Source organism: Paucibacter sp. Y2R2-4 (assembly GCF_025717535.1).
In the GTDB taxonomy this organism is placed as follows: Bacteria; Pseudomonadota; Gammaproteobacteria; order Burkholderiales; family Burkholderiaceae_C; genus Paucibacter_A.
Genome location: NZ_JAJIRO010000001.1, coordinates 335994 through 353329, shown reverse-complemented (window position 1 = coordinate 353329; position 17336 = coordinate 335994). Strand labels below are relative to the sequence as shown.

General features: G+C 61.7%; 16 protein-coding genes. 6 read left to right on the top strand and 10 right to left on the bottom strand.

What is annotated here, in order from left to right:
- Positions 1-54: 54 nt before the first annotated feature.
- From LNV06_RS01465 to LNV06_RS01455, 3 genes are all read right to left on the bottom strand, one after another.
- On the bottom strand, positions 55-264 hold the full coding sequence (locus tag LNV06_RS01465) for a hypothetical protein (protein WP_263536470.1): 210 nt from the start codon (positions 262-264) through the stop codon (positions 55-57).
- A gap of 162 nt (positions 265-426) precedes the next feature.
- Positions 427-1344 (bottom strand): DMT family transporter, encoded by a 918-nt coding sequence (locus tag LNV06_RS01460; protein WP_263536469.1) that lies wholly within the window; start codon positions 1342-1344, stop codon positions 427-429.
- A gap of 103 nt (positions 1345-1447) precedes the next feature.
- Positions 1448-2254, bottom strand: coding sequence for a ferritin-like domain-containing protein (locus LNV06_RS01455; RefSeq protein ID WP_263536468.1), 807 nt, complete (start codon positions 2252-2254; stop codon positions 1448-1450).
- A 309-nt stretch (positions 2255-2563) separates the two neighbouring features.
- Between LNV06_RS01455 and LNV06_RS01450 the strand changes: the two genes are divergently transcribed.
- From LNV06_RS01450 to LNV06_RS01425, 6 genes are all read left to right on the top strand, one after another.
- Complete coding sequence (locus LNV06_RS01450) at positions 2564-4471, top strand: methyl-accepting chemotaxis protein (RefSeq protein WP_263536467.1); 1908 nt, start codon at positions 2564-2566, stop codon at positions 4469-4471.
- A 739-nt stretch (positions 4472-5210) separates the two neighbouring features.
- Entirely contained in the window at positions 5211-7184 is a 1974-nt protein-coding gene (locus LNV06_RS01445; protein ID WP_263536466.1) for a tetratricopeptide repeat protein, read from the top strand.
- Positions 7185-7455: 271 nt separating this feature from the next.
- On the top strand, positions 7456-7989 hold the full coding sequence (locus LNV06_RS01440; RefSeq protein WP_263536465.1) for a gamma carbonic anhydrase family protein: 534 nt from the start codon (positions 7456-7458) through the stop codon (positions 7987-7989).
- Positions 7986-8948 (top strand): Hsp33 family molecular chaperone HslO, encoded by a 963-nt coding sequence (gene hslO / locus LNV06_RS01435; RefSeq protein ID WP_263536464.1) that lies wholly within the window; start codon positions 7986-7988, stop codon positions 8946-8948. The genes LNV06_RS01440 and hslO overlap by 4 nt, the downstream gene beginning before the upstream one ends.
- Positions 8949-9037: 89 nt before the next feature.
- Positions 9038-9652 (top strand): LysE family translocator, encoded by a 615-nt coding sequence (locus LNV06_RS01430; RefSeq protein WP_263536463.1) that lies wholly within the window; start codon positions 9038-9040, stop codon positions 9650-9652.
- 48 nt (positions 9653-9700) lie between these two features.
- Positions 9701-10762, top strand: a complete 1062-nt coding sequence (locus tag LNV06_RS01425) for a 6-phosphofructokinase (RefSeq protein ID WP_263536462.1) — start codon at positions 9701-9703, stop codon at positions 10760-10762.
- 12 nt (positions 10763-10774) lie between these two features.
- On the opposite strand, the gene LNV06_RS01420 is transcribed toward LNV06_RS01425, so the two are convergent.
- From LNV06_RS01420 to LNV06_RS01390, 7 genes are all read right to left on the bottom strand, one after another.
- Positions 10775-11437 (bottom strand): AAA family ATPase, encoded by a 663-nt coding sequence (locus tag LNV06_RS01420; RefSeq protein ID WP_318013404.1) that lies wholly within the window; start codon positions 11435-11437, stop codon positions 10775-10777.
- A gap of 28 nt (positions 11438-11465) precedes the next feature.
- On the bottom strand, positions 11466-12119 hold the full coding sequence (gene pnuC, locus LNV06_RS01415) for a nicotinamide riboside transporter PnuC (RefSeq protein ID WP_263536461.1): 654 nt from the start codon (positions 12117-12119) through the stop codon (positions 11466-11468).
- Between the two features lie 56 nt (positions 12120-12175).
- The gene (locus LNV06_RS01410; RefSeq protein WP_263536460.1) at positions 12176-12445 is read right to left on the bottom strand and encodes a septum formation initiator family protein; all 270 of its coding nucleotides are present in this window, start codon (positions 12443-12445) and stop codon (positions 12176-12178) included.
- 55 nt (positions 12446-12500) lie between these two features.
- Positions 12501-13787: a phosphopyruvate hydratase gene (gene eno / locus LNV06_RS01405; RefSeq protein WP_263536459.1), complete on the bottom strand. Its 1287-nt coding sequence runs from the start codon at positions 13785-13787 to the stop codon at positions 12501-12503.
- 113 nt (positions 13788-13900) lie between these two features.
- Positions 13901-14758 (bottom strand): 3-deoxy-8-phosphooctulonate synthase, encoded by an 858-nt coding sequence (gene kdsA, locus LNV06_RS01400; RefSeq protein WP_263536458.1) that lies wholly within the window; start codon positions 14756-14758, stop codon positions 13901-13903.
- 13 nt (positions 14759-14771) lie between these two features.
- Entirely contained in the window at positions 14772-16415 is a 1644-nt protein-coding gene (gene pyrG, locus LNV06_RS01395) for a CTP synthase (RefSeq protein WP_263536457.1), read from the bottom strand.
- A gap of 43 nt (positions 16416-16458) precedes the next feature.
- Positions 16459-17334: an alpha/beta fold hydrolase gene (locus LNV06_RS01390; RefSeq protein WP_263536456.1), complete on the bottom strand. Its 876-nt coding sequence runs from the start codon at positions 17332-17334 to the stop codon at positions 16459-16461.
- Positions 17335-17336: the final 2 nt, after the last annotated feature.

The window sequence follows — 17336 nt, the reverse complement described above, 5'->3', positions numbered from 1 at the left end:
GTGTTTTGAGTTCGCCGATTTGGCTGCCGATCAAGCTGCCGACCGAGCTGCCAATCAGGCAGCGGCGACCACGGCGGTCAAGGAGGTCAACCAAGCCAAGGTGAAGGCGGCGGCCATCACCCATTCTTCGCCCTTGGAGCTCAAGCTTTGGCGGCCAAAGCTGGCTACGGCTGCGCTCTGGCCGGCCAAGCGCGCATCGGCGGCGGGCATGGGCGACACGAAGTAGTGTTGCGAAGTGGCGATGAAGTGGGACAGTGCAAACATGTCGGTGCTCTTTCAGATGAGTTGTTCGAAGTTTTCTGAAGAGGCCCGAGGCAAAGCAAAACATCCACTTGGCTCAGGCCGTTTGATGCATCAATTGCTGCATCACGGCCGTGAGTGTCACAGAGATTAGTGAAAACCCTATGACAAAAATCAGGGATTACCCTAGTTTTGAAGAATTCGTGAATTAATGCTCTTTTGCAGCATGGAAAACATGGGGATCAGCTGAATCAACATCATGCTGGCGAAGATCAGCGCACAACCGAGCAGCCCGGCGGGGCTCAGGCGGTCGCCCATCATGAAGTAGCCGAACAAGGCGGCAAACAGCGTTTCGGAGGACAAGATGATGGCTGCGTCTGCCGCATGCGCGTAGCGCTGCGCAACCACTTGCGCGGTGAAGGCGATGCCGACCGAGAACACGCCGGTGTAGAGCAGCGAACCCACCGCCGCTTGCAAGCCGCTGGCACTGATGGGCTCGTTCAGCAAGGCCCAGCCCAGGGCGAGCAGGCCGCACACCGCAAATTGACCGCCGGCCACCAAGAAGGGTGCGGCCATGCGGTCCGCAACCCGTCCGACCAAGACCACATGGAAGGCCCAGGGCAGGGCCGACAAAATCACCCAAAGATCGCCCCGGCCAATGCTCAGCGACTGGGCGCCCGACAGCAAATAGGCGCCGACCAAGCAAGCCAGCGCACCCGGCCAGACCGACCAATGCGGCAGATGGCGCCACAGCAACCAACCCAGCACCGGCACCAGGGGCACATACAGCGCCGTCAAAAAGCCCGCGTTGGTGACGGTGGTGCTGACGATGCCAATCTGCTGCATCGCCGCGCCCATCAGCAAAAGACTGCCCAGGCCGGCGATCTTGGCGCCGTCCACCGGGCGCAAAGCGCGATCTTGGGCTTTCAAACCCTGCCACTCGCGCCACATCAAGGGCGCCACCACCAGGGCGCCGATCAGAAAGCGAATGCCGGTGAAGGCCATCGGGCCGAGATGCTCCATGCCATGGCTTTGCGCCACAAAGGCCGAGCCCCAGATCACGGCAATAAAAATCAACAAGAGATTGGCGCGGATGCGGCTCATGAAGGGCTGGCCCGGTGAACGCGGGCTTGGCCCGACAGGTGAAAACCCTCAATTATCGAGCATGCCCGCCCAGACAGCGCTGCTGGGTAGGGCTCCGCCCGCCTCAGGGCTGCGCCCAAGCCTGCAGATAGGCGATTTCTTCGGCGCTGAAGCCGGCCGCTTCTCGGGCCTCCAGATTGAAAGGCGCGCGCAATCGGGGTGCCTCATACCGGCGCACCAGATCGGGGTAGATGGCGATCGGGTCCAAGCCCTGCAACTGGCAGCAGTGGCGGTACCAGCGGTTGCCGATCAGCACATGGCCGACCTCGTCGCGCAAGATGATGTCGAGAATCTCGACCGCTTTGTGATCCCCGGCGCGCGCCAACTTGGCTTGCAGCGGCGGGGTGGCGTCCAGTCCGCGCGCTTCTAGCGTGCGCGGCACCAGGGCCATGCGGGCCAGCACATCGCCTGCGGTGCGCTCGGCCATGGTCCACAGGCCGTCATGGGCGTCAAACTCGCCATAGCTGCGGCCCAGACTGCTTTGCAGGTGCTGATGCAAGAGATCGAAATGAAAAGCCTCTTCGGCCGCAACCTTGAGCCAATCCAAGTAAAACGCTGCCGGCATATCGGGGAAACGCCAGACGGCGTCAAGCGCCAGGTTGATCGCATTGAATTCGATATGCGCAATTGCATGCAGCAAGGCGGCGCGGCCCTCGGGGGTGAAGGGCGAGCGGTTGGGCACTTGCAGTGCCGACAGCAGACGCGGCCGTTCGGGCCGGCCCGGGAGCTCCGCCGGGCATTCGAAGCGCTGGGCCTCATTCAATGTCGTGCGTCCCTGCTGTGCCAAGTCATACAAGTCGCGCACCGCTTGAGCCTTGGCGCTGGGAACTTTGAAGCAAAGAATATCGAGAGCAGCAGCGCGAATTTCCATGGGCAGGATTATCACGTTGTGCCTACTTGTGGCCCGTGTGCCTGTCTAAACGTCTCGGACTTGATGTCCGGAAAACGTAAGCACTCATGGCAGTCTCCGCTGTGCTCAAGTTTGTAGTACCGCCTGCCGAAAGCGAAAGCTTGCGAGCCTCTGCAATACCATTTCAAGCGAGTGCGCCTAGGCATCGCATTTCCTATGCACCTTTGAGCCTCTCCGCCAGCACCTCAACTTCCAGTCAAGCTCATGCGCCAACACCCTTCATCGCAGACAGACTCGGTCCCCAGTACTCCAGCATGGGCCCGCCCCGGCGTGAACTGGTTCCGCAAGATGATGTTCCCGGCCAAGGCCGCGGTGATTTTGCTGTTGCTGGTGCTGCCCATGCTGCTGACCTTGGGTGTGCTGATCTCGGATCGGCAGGCCGCCCGGCAGAGCACGGCGGCCGAGCGTACGGGCCTGGCCACGATTCAGGCCTTGCTGCCGGCCATGGAGGCAACCCAGCTGCTGCGCCGCGGTCTGGTCGACCGCGCTAACGGTGTGGAGCGCAGCGATCTGCCGGCCCTGCAAGACAAGTTCAAGCAGGCCATAGCGCTGATGCACAAGGAAGCCAAGCCACGGCTGGAGAGCTTTGCGGACAAGGGCGATGAGCACTGGAAACCCTTGATGGCCGCACTGGACAGCGCCTCGCGCCAGAACAGCCAGGGCCTGAGCGCCGCCGAGGTGCGCAAGCCCTATGTCGAGATCAGCGGCCACTTGGGCGAGCTGGTCAAGCATGTGGTGGATGCCAGCGGTCTGGCCCTGGACCCCGAGGGCGACAGCTACTACCTGATGTTGGCGAGCACCGTCAACCTGCCCCAGCTGATGGAGAACCTGGGGCTGAGCCGCGGCGCTTTGGCCGCTTATGTACAAGACCCGAAGTCGCAGCGCCTGGCCACCGCCGCTGCCAGCCTGGCCGTCGACAAAGCTCTACTCGGCAATTTGTACGAGGACCTCGCCCATGCCACCGAGTTCAATCCCGCCTTGAGCAAACTCAAGCTGGAAGAGAAATTGGCCGGCACACAGGCCTTCGTTACGCGCTACGAAGCTTTGCTGCTGCAGGACGAAGTCAGCGAGCACAAGCCCGCCGTCATTGTGCAGGAAGCCAGCGCGATCCTGGTCGAACTGAGTGCCATGCAGAAGGCCACCGCCAAGCAACTAGACCAGCTGCTTGAAGCCCGCCAGCAGCGACTGTTGGATGGCATCGTTTTCGGGGCCAGCAGCGCCCTAGCCCTGTTGCTGGCCGGGCTCTACTTCTTCTACTGCTTCTACCGCGTCATGAACTCGGGCATCCGCACCCTGATTCAGCGCATGCGTGCCATGGCCGGCGGCGACTTGACCGACACCCTCACGCCCAAGGGCCGTGACGAAACTTCTCTATTGATGGGCGCGCTGGCCGAGATGCAGCTGTCCTTGCGGGCCACCGTCCGCGAGGTGCGCGAAGCGGCCGATGCCATCAAGCTCTCGTCCGACGAGGTGGCCACCGGCAGCATGGACCTTTCGCAGCGTACCGAGCAGGCCGCCGCCAATCTTGAGGAAACTGCCTCGGCCATGGAGGAGATTGGCTCCACCGTGAACAACACCACCGACGGCGCCGCACAGGCCGCCGGCGTAGCCGCGCAGAACGTCAAGCTGGCGGGTCAAGGCGGGCAGGTGATTGAGCAGGTGGTCACCACCATGTCCGAGATCCAGGACTCCAGCCGCCGCATCGGCGAGATCATCGGCGTGATCGACAGCATCGCATTCCAGACCAATATCCTGGCCCTGAATGCAGCGGTCGAAGCCGCCCGCGCCGGTGAACAAGGCCGCGGCTTTGCCGTGGTGGCCAGCGAGGTGCGGGCCCTGGCTCAGCGCAGTGCCGAGGCCGCGCGCGAGATCAAGCAGTTGATCGTTGCCAGCGGAGAACGGGTCGAATTGGGCAACCGCATTGTCAGCGAAGCCGGCACCACCATGCGCGCCATTGTCGAGAGCACCAGCAAGGTCGGTAGCTTGCTGCAAGGCATCTCCAGTGGCGCACGCGAGCAAGCCCTGGGCATCGACCAGGTCGGCAAGGCCATCCACGAACTCGACCAAATGACGCAGCAAAATGCCGCCTTGGTTGAGGAAACGGCCGCCGCTTCCAGTGGTATGCGCCAGCAAGCCGATCAGTTGGCCCGCGCGGTCGACGCATTCAAACTGCCGTGACGACAAGCGGCCGAGATCGATTCCCAGATGTGCTTTTCGCCCCAGTCCGACTCGCTTTCGCATGTATCAAGCCCTGGTCTCGCCGACATCGTTGACTCACTGGACGCGAAGGAAGCTGGGTCAAGCGATCAATCTTCCTGGGCTTGGACCAAGCGATAGCCAAGAATGCAGCCTGTATGTTTTCAGGTCTGCGAGGCCAAGTGCTTCCGGCCCATCAGCTCAAACGCTGCACGGCCGCATTCGGGCGATGCACCGCAAGCAGGGAAGGTCAGCTAGTGGGTCAGCAACTCTCGAGCGACCTTGTGGCGCGAATGTCGGAGATGGGCGCGATGGAGACGCCCGGTCCAGGACCGTTGAAACCAGCGGCCCATATCGGTTTGTTGCTGGCGCAACCCTGGCGGAATCGAAATCCAGCTTGATTCGGCAGGCCGAATTCGTGGCCCGATACTTCCTGCAAGCGAGGAACCCGCAGAGCCCCAATCTGCGTATCAAGTTCAATTGTTCTCAGAATTTCAAGCAGATCAAAAGGTAGCGCCGTAGCAGCGACCAGCGCTTGCTCAATTTGGCCTCGAAGCAAACAAGGCGAGCACCAGCGGATTCTTTGTCTTCATTTGTCTTCACGGCTTGTGTTAATTTTCTGTTGCGCGCGGTGTCCTGGCTTTTTGCATTGAAAGCGGCAGACTGCGGGAACTGAGCCGTTCTATCTTGTGGGCGCTGACTGAACCTGAGGGTCGCTGCGATGGCAATAGCAAATGAATTCGATCTGTTCCCGCTGGAGCGGGATGTGCTTGCAGCCAGCACACTGCTGACTGAGCAGTCAGATTGGAACTCGCGCCTGTATGTCGCCTGGGGGTTGCGGCAGCTCAACAGCCCGCGTGCACTGGAGTTGGCGACCGGGCTGCAAGCCGAGCTCGAGCGGGAAGTGGAGCAGGTCGCTTTCGTCGACCCGGCGGTCTTGAGTCATATGCGCGGGCGCTTGTTTTTGATTCAGGCCGAAGTCGCGATGTTGATGATGAGCTTGGACGAAGCCGAGCAACGCTTGACCCAAGCGCGGACCGAGTTGGAGGCCCATCCGAATCTTGTCGCGCTGGCCGACATGGTTTGGCTGCGCTCCTGTGTGCATGCCGACAAAGGCGAGGTCGACGCCCATCGCGAGGCCATGCAGCAGGCTGTGGATCTGGCCGACCAGGCCTTGGACGCAGAGCGCCAGCTTTACTTTCGAGCCAGCCTGGCCCGGTCTGATTTGTTTCGCGACTTCGAGTTGGCCCGTGTCACCTGGTCTGAACAACTGCCTCACAGTCTCGACGGCCTGAGAACCCAGAGCAGCGCGGCACTGGCCGACTACCGCGCACTGGAGCATGGCCTGGCATCCGACTACCTGGAAGCCGCCCGCTGGCTGAACTTGGCGTATGACGCCAGCCTGGAGTCGGGTCAGGTACGTCGCGCGATTTCGGTGGCATCCAATCAAGGCTACACCTACACCCAAATCGCGGACTTTGAGACCGCTCTGGCTTGGCTGAAGAAGGGCCTGACACTGGCGCGTAAGGTTCGTTGGCCGGGCGCCATCGGCATGTGCCTGGCCCATACCGGGGAAGCCTTGCGTCGCGTCGGCCAGACCGCTTCCGCCCGTGAGCTCTTGCGTGAATGCCTGCAATCCTTGGCGCAACACCCGAACAACCACACCTCCATGCTGGCCCTGAATTACCTGGGCCTCACTGAGATGGATGAGGGCCATTTTGAAGCGGCCCTGAAGCACTTTGAAACGCTTGGCGAACGCGAGATGCAGGCCCACGCAAGCGATATGCGCAACAACGTTGTGCTGGGTCGCGCGCGTGCGCTGATGCATCTGAATCGCATCGATGAAGCGCGCGAGGTGGCGCTGGAAGCCGCCAAGGCCGCAGCAATCCAGCAACAAAAATCCAGCTTGGTGGAACTCTGGCAAGTGCTCGCTGAGATCGAGAAACGCTGCGCCGGTACGCCCGAGGCGGTGCTGCATTGGTTGAATTTGGCGCTCGAGCAAGCCCAAGCCTTGGAAGGCTTCCAAGCGCCGCCGCGCCTTTTGGAAGCCGCCGCCGAAGCGCTGGACCAAGCCGGTCGACCGCAAGAAGCCTACGCCATGGCAAGGCGGGCTTCGCTGGCGCAGCAGGCGAGTTGGACTATCGCGGCCAAGCATGGGCGTCAGCAGGTTGATATCGCCCGCAATGAGCGGCAGCATGCGCGGGCCTTGGCGCATGCAAAAGAGACGCGCATGAACAAACTGCAGGCGGCGCATGAGGACTTGCAGCAGCTGGTCATCTTGAGTCGGGAACTCTGGCGGCAGCCCAGTCCGGGCCTGATCTTCACCGCCCTGGGGCGCGCCTTGAGGTCGGTGTTGGGCGTTGAACTGCTGGCTACTTATCGGCCCAATGCCGCGGGCCAAGCACTGCAACTGGGCGAATCATCCAAAGGTGAGCACGAGGGATTGCCGCTGAGCATCGCCCTCAATGATGCGCAGCACCCCGGTGCCAAGTGCAGCCGTGACTGGTCCGAGCAGCAGCTCTTGCTGCCCTCCGGCCTGACCCGAGTCTTCGCTCCAATGGTCGGCGACGATGCCACACCCGGTGTGCTAGCCCTCGACTTGGACCCGGCGCGCCCCTGGGGCGTGCGTGAGCAAGGCATGCTGCGACATCTGAGTACCGATGCCGCCCTGGCCTTCAAGCGATCACAGATTTGAGCGGCTGAGTTGACTGAGCGAGCGGCCGAGAGTGAACCCAAATTGCTAGGGTTGAACTGGCCAACAAGGCGTTCTTGAATACTCGCGGTGGGTATGTGCTGTCACAAACAAGTGAATCGCCGGAGGTCTGCGCTGCTCAGTTGAATCCATTCGTCCCCAAGCCTCCATGTGCGGGCTCCCCATCCGAAAATCTGTGTTGCTACAGATGCCAGCCTAAAATCCCGCCCTTGGGCCAAAGGCCCAAGACTTCATCAAAGGCAGAAGGGACGATATGGCTGTTTATCAGTTGGACGAGCATTGCCCCCAAGTGGATGAGTCGGCCTGGGTGGCCGAGAGCGCCGAGGTGATTGGCCGAGTGAGCTTGGGCGCCGATGTGTCTGTCTGGTTTCAAGCCGTGTTGCGCGGCGACAGCGAGCAATTGACGATTGGCGCCGGCAGCAATATTCAAGACGGTTCGGTGCTGCACGCCGACCATGGTTTTCCTCTGGTCTTGGGCGAGGGCGTCACGGTGGGCCACAAGGTCATGTTGCATGGTTGCAGCGTGGGTGATCATTCTTTGATCGGAATCGGTGCGGTGGTCTTGAATGGCGCACGTATCGGCCGCAACTGTTTGGTCGGCGCAGGCGCTTTGGTGACCGAGGGCAAAGAGTTCCCGGATGGCAGCTTGATCGTCGGCAGCCCTGCCAAGGTACTGCGTGAATTGACTCCCGAGCAGATCATGGGCCTGAAGGCCAGTGCTCTGCATTACATAGCCAATGGCCGGCGCTATGCGCAAGGCCTGAAGAAGAAAGAAAGCTCTGAATGAGCGAACTGCATAAATTTTTGTTCGAAGGCCTGCCGGTGCGCGGCATGTTGGTGCGTTTGACCGACAGCTGGCGCGAGGTCTTGAAGCGCCGCGAGGTGGTGGGTGCGCATCCGCCCGAGTTGCGCGCCTTGATGGGCGAGATGGCAGCCGCAGCGGTGTTGATGCAGTCCAACATCAAGTTCAATGGCGCGCTGGTTTTGCAGGTCTTTGGTGATGGACCGGTCAAGCTGGCCGTGGCTGAGGTGCAACCGGACCTGAGCTTTCGCGCCACCGCCAAGCTGGTCGGCGAGGTGCCCGTGGGCGCCAAGCTGGAGGCCATGTTGAATGTGCATGGCCAAGGACGCTGCGCCATCACGCTGGACCCCAAGGACCGCTTGCCCGGCCAGCAGCCCTATCAAGGCGTGGTGCCCCTGCATGGCGACCACAAAGAGCCGCTGCAAAAGCTCTCGGAGGTCTTGGAGCACTACATGCTGCAGTCCGAACAGCTCGATACCAAGATGATTTTGTTCGCCAATGACGAAATCGCCGCCGGGCTCTTGATTCAGCGACTGCCGATTCAGGGCGAAGGGAATTTGGAGGGGCAGGGCAGGCGCGATGAGGACGACATCGGCCTGTCGGATGCCTTCAATCGCATCAGCATGCTGGCCTCGACCTTGACCGCCGAAGAGCTGCTGGGCTTGGATGCCGACACCGTCTTGCGCCGCCTGTTCTGGGAAGAAACGGTGCGTCGTTTTGAACCGCTAGCGCCCAAGTTTGCCTGCAGTTGTTCGACCGGGCGAGTCGGCCAGATGCTCAAGGGCCTGGGCCGCGAGGAGGTCGATTCGGTGCTGGCCGAGCGCGGCAATGTGGAGATTGGCTGCGAGTTCTGCGGCCAGCAATATCACTTCGATGCGGTCGATGTGGGTGAGTTGTTCGCAGCCGACCATGCGCAAGCCGGAGGTAGTGGCACGGTGCAGTAATGTTCTGTCGGCGCTTGCATTGCTGATCCCACGGTCGGAGGTCCGCGCATGACTAAGATGGCGGGGCACGCATCAGCAAAGGACACAGCATGTTTGGAATTGCGGACTACAGCGCCTTCGTCATCGCCATCATCGTGTTCTTGTTGATCCCAGGGCCGGGCAATCTGGCCTTGATCACCTCCACCGGCAAGGGAGGTATTCGCGGCGGCCTGGCAGCTACGCTGGGTGTGATTGCTGGTGACCAGGTCTTGATGTGGCTGGCCGTGGCCGGTGTGGCCGCCTTGCTGGCTGCCTATCCGGCGGCTTTTCATGCGGTGCAGTGGATAGGTGCGGCCTATCTGGCTTGGCTGGGATTCAAGATGCTGTTGGCCAAGCCCGGCGATGCGCCGGTCTTGAGCATGCAGCCCCGGCAGTTCTTTCGCCAGACAGTGCTGATCACCTTGCTGAACCCCAAGGCCATCGTGTTCTACATGGCCTTCTTTCCGCTTTTTGTCGATCCTAAACGGCACTTGGGTTTGCTGACCTTCGCAGCCATGGCGCTGACGATTGCGGCCCTGACTTTTCTCTATGGCTTGGTCATGGTCTTGTTGACTCATTTCTTGGCGGAACGCATGCGCGCCAACCCGCGTGTGGGTGCTTGGCTGAATCGCGTGGCCGGTGTGTTCTTGATCGGCTTTGGCATCAAGCTGGCGATCAGTAAGTAAGCAAGCAAGTTGGCAGCTCTGGCCTTCATGTGTTGAGGGAGTGCATCGATGCATATCGGCATCTTGACCGGCGGCGGCGATTGCCCCGGATTGAACGCAGTCATACGCGCCGTCAGCTTGGCGCTGATCAATGAATGCGGCGCCAAGGTCAGCGGCATTCGGCAGGGTTTTCTGGGTCTGATTGAGAAGCGAACGCTGGAGTTGGACAGCTTGGTCGTGAGCGGCATCCTGGCTCAGGGCGGCACCATCCTCGGCACGCACAATCGCTGCGACCCTTTCCACTACTTTGCGGCTGGCGGTGCCGATGTGTCCGCGCAGTTGCTGGCCTATGTGGCCGAGTTGCAGCTGGATGCTGTGGTGGTCATTGGCGGCGATGGCACCATGGCGATTGCCGAGCGACTGAGTCGTCTGGGCTTGCCGGTGGTGGGGGTGCCCAAGACGATTGATAACGACCTGCCACTGACCGAGCGCAGTTTTGGTTTTGATAGCGCTGTGGCCGTAGTCGCAGAGGCCTTGGATCGCTTGGCCACCACCGCGCGCAGCCATGGCCGCGTGATGATTGCCGAGACCATGGGGCGCTATGCCGGCTGGATCGCCTTGGAAGGCGGCATTGCCGGCGCTGCCGATGTGATTCTGTTGCCCGAGCTGCCTTATGAGCTCGAGGCGGTGGCTGAGTTCTGCCGGGCCCGTGAGGCGGAGCCGGGCTACACCTTGATCTGTATCGCCGAAGGTGCCCATCCGCGGGACGCCGGGATGGTGGTTCACCAAAAACTGAAGGACAGCCCTGATCCCCTGCGCTTGGGTGGGGTGGGGGCAGTGTTGGCGCATCAGCTGCAAGAGCGCCTGGGCAGCGAAGTTCGCTCCACGCTTTTGGGTCATGTACAGCGCGGCGGCACCCCGACGGCTTTTGATCGAATCTTGGCTACTCAGTTTGGCAGTTATGCCGCCCAACTGCTAAAGCACGGCCGCTTTGGTCGCATGGTGGCCTTGCAGGCGGGGGCCTTGACCGATGTGTCGCTGGCCGAGGTGGCGGGTGGCAACCGGCGGGTGCCGCTGGATCATCCGCTGCTGCAGGCAGCGCATGGCTTGGGGCTCAGTCTGGGGCAGTGATCGGGGCCAGGCTCAGCGCTTGAAGGCTTGGTGTTCGCATTCCGGCACATCGCAGTTCTCACAGGCCCAGCGCCATTCGGGCAAGGCGTCTTGCCGCGCATTCAGGCGGGTGAACAGACCCTGTCGAGCTTGTCGTTGGTGCTTCAACAAGGGCGTGATGGCGTTCAGCGCAGCTTCCAAGCGAGCCATGCCGCTGCCGGCCACCACCGACCAGTTCAGACCGCCGTTCAGCAAAGCGGCGCGAATAGCGGTATCGATAGGCCGCCGCACATGGGCACCGTCTCTCTGCAGCCCATCGGCCACCCAAGGTAAATCGAGCGCGGTCAGCAGGGTGAGGGCGCAGCGGCGGTGAAAAGCTAAGGCCTCCGCTAACAGCGACGCGTCGGAAAACAGGTACTGGCTGTAAATGGCGGTCATCAGCGCACTGGTGTCACAAATAACCAGATCATGGGTTTGTGCGGCAGCCTCGATACGTGCTGTTTGTTCGGCGGCGATGCCGGCCTGCTCCGCTATGCGCGGTGTGCGTTGTTGAACTTCGCACCATTCACGCAAGTATTCCGGCACCAGGGTGCAGCGCAGTCCTGTGGCTTGACTCAGGTGCAGGGTCAGGTCTTGCGCCAGCGTGCTCTTGCCGGTGCTCTCGGCGCCGACGATGGCGATCAGGGTGGCAGTCAAGATGGGTGTGCCGCGGGGCCCAATGGGCTCAAACGCCAATGGCTGCAGAGGCCGGGGCTGGTCGCATATGGCGATCCCAGGCGCGCCAACCGGCCACCGACATGGGGATGAAAACGGCGTAAAGCAACACGGTCAACCAATAGCCCTTGTAGGCAAACAGGGCAACGCTGATGACATTGACCAGCACCCAGACGCTCCAGTTTTCCTGGTACTTGCGCGCTAAGAGCCATTGGCCCAAAAGGCTGGCCACGGTGGGCAAGGCATCCCAAAAGGGCAACGGTGAATCGGTTTGATGTTTCAGAAAAAAGCCCAGAGCGGGCCAGGCGAGCAAAGTGATGGCGACCGATATCGCCAAACCCTGAGGGCTGAGCCTGCGTACTTTGAGCGCCGACCCATCCTCGCCCTTACCGCGCAGCCATTGCCACCAGCCCCACAAAGCCAAGGCCGCAAAGAGCAATTGCAAAGAGGCTTCGCCGTAAAGCTTGCCGCTCCAAAACAAGAGGAAGTACAGCAGCGAACTCGTGATGGCCAAGGGCCAGGCCAGCATATGCACGCGCATATTGCAAACCACCATCCAGACCGCCAGCGCAAAAGCAAGCAGCTCTACCCAAGTGATCGGGCTGCCCAGCAGCTCAAAAGCCGGCAAGAGCAGCGGTTGCAGCGTCAGCAGCAGCGCGTCCATGCGGGAAGGAGTAGGAGATATGGAGGGAAAGCGGGAAGTTCAAGAAGGGCCGCCGCTCAGCGCCGCACCTGGACGTAGATTTCGTCCGGCTTGATCATGCCGAGCTCGTAGCGGGCCTTTTCTTCGACCATTTCCAGGCCCTCGCGCAGATCGCGCAGTTCGGCTTCAAGCTGAGCATTGCGCTGGCGCGCCTTGTCGTTCTCGCTCTCGACCTGGGCCAGCTCTGCGCGCAACTGCACGCCACGCGGCAAGCCGCCCTTGCCCAACCAGAGTTGGGCCTGGACGGCCAGCAAAAAAGCGACGAGGAGCAGGCTGATCGTTTTCACACGCGAAGTTTAGCCCAGCGGCAAGACGAGTCTTGTGCCGCCGGGCCCGACCCGATTAACGCAGGTTGTAGAACGCAGCGCGGCCGGGGTACACGGCCACATCGCCCAGGTCTTCTTCGATGCGCAGCAGCTGGTTGTACTTGGCCATGCGGTCCGAGCGAGACAGCGAACCGGTCTTGATCTGGCCGGCGTTCAGGCCGACGGCGATGTCAGAGATGGTGCTGTCTTCGGTTTCGCCCGAGCGGTGCGAGATCACGGCGGTGTAGCCGGCGCGCTTGGCCATTTCGATGGCAGCGAAGGTCTCGGTCAGAGTGCCGATCTGGTTGATCTTGATCAGGATCGAGTTGGCAATGCCTTTGTCGATGCCTTCTTTCAAGATCTTGGTATTGGTGACGAAGAGGTCGTCGCCCACGATCTGCACATTTTTGCCCAGGCGGTCGGTCAGCAGCTTCCAGCCGTCCCAGTCGCCTTCGGCCATGCCGTCTTCGATCGAGATGATGGGGTATTTGTCGACCCAGGTGGCCAGCATATCGGTCCATTCCTGGGCCGTCAGTTGCAGGCCGCCTTCGCCTTCAAGCACGTACTTGCCGTCCTTGTAGAACTCGCTGGCAGCGCAGTCCAGGCCAATGGCGATTTGCTCACCGGCGGTGTAGCCGGCCTTGTCGATGGCGTCCAGGATCAGCTGGATGGCGGCTTCATGGCTTTCCACGCTGGGCGCGAAACCACCTTCGTCGCCGACGGCGGTGGAGATGCCCTTGTCGTGCAGGATCTTCTTCAGCGCGTGGAACACCTCAGCGCCCCAGCGCAGGGCTTCACGGAAGCTCGGTGCGCCGACGGGGATGATCATCAGCTCTTGCAGGTCGAGGCTGTTGTTGGCGTGCGCGCCGCCGTTGATGACGTTCATCATCGGCACGGGCAGTTGGTTGCCGTTCATGCCGCCGAAGTAACGGTACAGGGGCAGACCCGACTCTTCGGCCGCGGCGCGGGCCACGGCCATGGACACGGCCAGCATGGCGTTGGCGCCCAGGCGGCTCTTGTTCTCGGTGCCGTCCAGATCGATCAGGGTGCGGTCCAGGAAGGCTTGCTCGGAAGCGTCTAGGCCCAGCACGGCCTCGGAGATTTCGGTGTTGATGTGTTCAACGGCCTTCAACACGCCCTTGCCCAGGTAACGGCTCTTGTCGCCGTCACGCAGTTCGATGGCTTCGCGCGAGCCGGTCGAGGCGCCCGAAGGCACGGCCGCACGGCCCATCACGCCGGATTCCAGCAAGACATCGCATTCGACGGTCGGGTTGCCGCGGCTGTCCAAAATTTCGCGGCCGACGATATCAACAATGGCACTCATTCAAGCTCTCCAAAAGGTCAAAAATTCGGGTTCGGCGCGCATCTTGCCAGCTGGCAGTTACCGGCGCTGAACAATCTTGCGCGGCGTCCGCCCCGCAAGGCGGGCGATTCAATTCAGGCGGTGAAGTCGTTCTCGAGCAGGGGCTGGCTCTTGACCACGCGGTCCAGGGCCACCAATTGCTCCAGCAAAGCGCGCATATGCTTCAGCGGCACGGCGTTTGGCCCATCGGACCATGCTTCAGCCGGGCAGGGATGGGTTTCCATGAAGAGACCCGCCACACCGGCGGCGACGCCAGCACGGGCCAACACCGGCACCATCTCGCGGGCGCCGCCGCTGCTGGTGCCTTGGCCGCCGGGCTTTTGCACCGAGTGGGTCACATCGAACACCACCGGCGCGCCAGACTTGCGCATCTCGGCCAGGCTGCTCATGTCGGCCACCAGGTTGTTGTAACCAAAGCTAACGCCACGCTCGCAGGCCAGGAAACGGTCTTCCGACAGGCCGGCTTCGCGCGCAGCGTCGCGGGCCTTGTCGATGACGTTCTTCATATCCCAAGGGGCCAGGAACTGGCCCTTCTTGATATTCACCGGCTTGCCGGACTTGGCCACCGCGCGAATGAAGTCGGTCTGCCGGCACAAAAACGCCGGCGTCTGCAGCACGTCCACCACACTGGCCACCTCGGCCACCTGCGACTCATCATGCACATCGGTGATGATGGGCAGCTGCAACTGCTTGCGGACCTCGTCCAGGATCTTCAGGCCCGCGTCAATGCCCACACCGCGACGGGTCGAGCCCGAGGAGCGGTTGGCCTTGTCGAAGGAGCCCTTGTAGATCAGTGGAATGCCCAGAGCCGTGCAGGCTTCCTTCAGTTGGCCAGCGACGTCCATCGACATCTCCAGGCCCTCGATCGAGCAGGTACCGGCGATCAGGAAGAAAGGCCGGTCGATGCCGACCTCAAAACCGCAAAGCTTCATGGGCTAGATTCCTTCAGGCCTGTTGGTGGTCCAGCGCCGCCTTGATGAAGGCGGTGAACAGCGGGTGGCCGTCCCAAGGGGTGGACTTGAACTCGGGGTGGAACTGCACGCCCACATACCAGGGGTGAACCGCGCGGGGCAGCTCCACCATCTCGGTCAGCTTTTCGCGCTGGGTGATGGCCGAGATGACCAGACCGGCCTTCTGCAGTTGATCCAAGTAATGCTCATTGGCCTCGTAGCGATGGCGATGACGCTCGCTGACCACCGGGCCATAGATGTCATGGGCCAAAGTGCCGGGGGCCACGTCGGAGCTCTGAGCGCCCAGGCGCATGGTGCCGCCCAGATTGGAATTTTCGTCGCGCTTTTGAATGCTGCCGTCGGCGTCTTGCCACTCGTCGATCAAGGCGATCACCGGGTGCGGGGTCTCGGGGTCAAACTCGGTCGAGTTCGCGCCGCCCAGGCCCGCCATATGGCGTGCGTATTCAATCGTAGCGACTTGCATTCCCAGGCAGATGCCCAGGTAGGGCATCTTGTGTTCGCGGGCATATTGAGCCGCCAAGATCTTGCCTTCCACACCGCGCTTGCCGAAGCCGCCAGGCACCAAGATGGCGTCGTATTGCTTCAGTTGGTCGATGTTGGTCGCACTCAGCAGTTCCGAATCCACATACTCGATATTGACGCGAGCGTGGTTGTGGATGCCGGCGTGGCGCAGCGCCTCGTTGAGCGACTTGTAGGAGTCGCTCAAGTCGGTGTACTTGCCGCACATGGCGATGGTCACGTTCTTGGCCGGGTTCAGCACCTCGTGCACCAAGGTGTCCCAACGCTTCAGGTCGGTGGACTTGGTGTTGAGCTGCAGCTTTGTGCAGATCAGCTGATCCAGACCTTGCTCATGCAGCATGCGGGGCACCTTGTAGATGGTGTCCACATCCCACATCGAGATCACGCCGTACTCGGGCACATTGGTGAAGAGCGAAATCTTTTCGCGCTCGTCGTCCGGAATGCGGCGGTCGGCGCGGCACAGCAGCGCATCGGGCTGGATACCGATTTCGCGCATCTTTTGCACCGTGTGCTGGGTCGGCTTGGTCTTGAGTTCGCCGGCAGCGGCGATCCAAGGCACATAGGACAGGTGCACAAAGGCGACATTGTTCGGGCCGGCCTTCAGGCTCATCTGACGCGCTGCTTCCAGGAAGGGCAGCGACTCGATGTCACCGACCGTGCCGCCGATTTCAACGATAGCCACATCGACCGCATCGGCGGTGCCGACACCGGCGCCACGACGCACGAAATCTTGGATTTCGTTGGTGATGTGCGGAATCACCTGCACGGTCTTGCCGAGGTAGTCGCCGCGGCGTTCCTTCTCCAGCACGGACATATAAATCTGCCCGGTGGTGAAGTTGTTGGCGCGCTTCATGCGCGTGGTAATGAAGCGTTCGTAGTGGCCCAGATCGAGGTCGGTTTCCGCGCCGTCTTCGGTGACGAACACCTCGCCGTGCTGGAAGGGGGACATCGTGCCCGGATCCACATTGATGTAGGGATCGAGCTTGATCAGGGTGACCTTGAGGCCGCGAGATTCGAGAATGGCAGCCAGTGAAGCTGATGCGATGCCCTTGCCGAGTGAGGACACCACACCGCCCGTGACGTAGACGTATTTGGTCATGTCTTGCAGCGTCCATCAAAAACGCTGTGGTGGTAAAGCGCGATTATAGAGGAGGCGAACCTTGGGTTTCAGGCGCGGCGTGAGGCAAGTGCATCACTTCCAGCATTTGCAGCACCAAAGCGGCGGTGTCGTCGGGGCGCTCGAAGGGGTAGAGGTGCGAGCCCTCCATCCAGACAAAGTGCGGGTGGGCCAGCGCCTTGCTGGCGGCCGAGCCTGCTTGGCGCAACTCTTCCGATTGGGTTCCTGCAATGAAGCCGACAGGGCATTGCGGCGGGTGCTTTTGCATGAGTCGACCGAGGTGGTGGGGCAGGGTCTCGTAAATGCGGGTTTCCAATTCGCGCCGAAAGCGCAGATGAGTGCTGCCGTCGGCGCCTTCTTCAAAGCCGCTGTCGACATAGTCTTGCAGCACGCGCGGGTCCCAGCGGGCGAATTTGTGCTTGCCAGCAAAATGCGTCAGCACCGCCTCGCGGTTGGGCCACGTGTGGCGGCGCTGCCTGGACACGCGACCCGGCGACACCCGGGGCATCAGGCCTGTGGCCTTGATGACCTGCACACTGTGCGCGCGCCAGCCAGTCACCAAGGGAGAGTCCAGCATCAGCAGCGATTGCGCCAGATCGGGGCGGCGGCAGGCCGCCATCAGGCTGAGCAAGCCGCCCAGCGAATGCCCGACCAAGGTGACGGGGCCAGGCTCAGGCATGGAGGGCTGGACCTGCTGTTCGATGAACTGAATCAGCTGCTCGCGCAGATGCGGCCAGTTGCTGGTGATGGGAAAGACCGGGTCGTGGCCAATCTGCGGCAGGGCATGCACCGTCCAACCGGCGCGCTGCCAGGCCTCGAACAGCACGCGATAGCAACCGGCGCCAAAACCATTGGCGTGCGAAAAAACAAGGGTCTTGGAAATGCCGGGGGCGCGTTTCATCG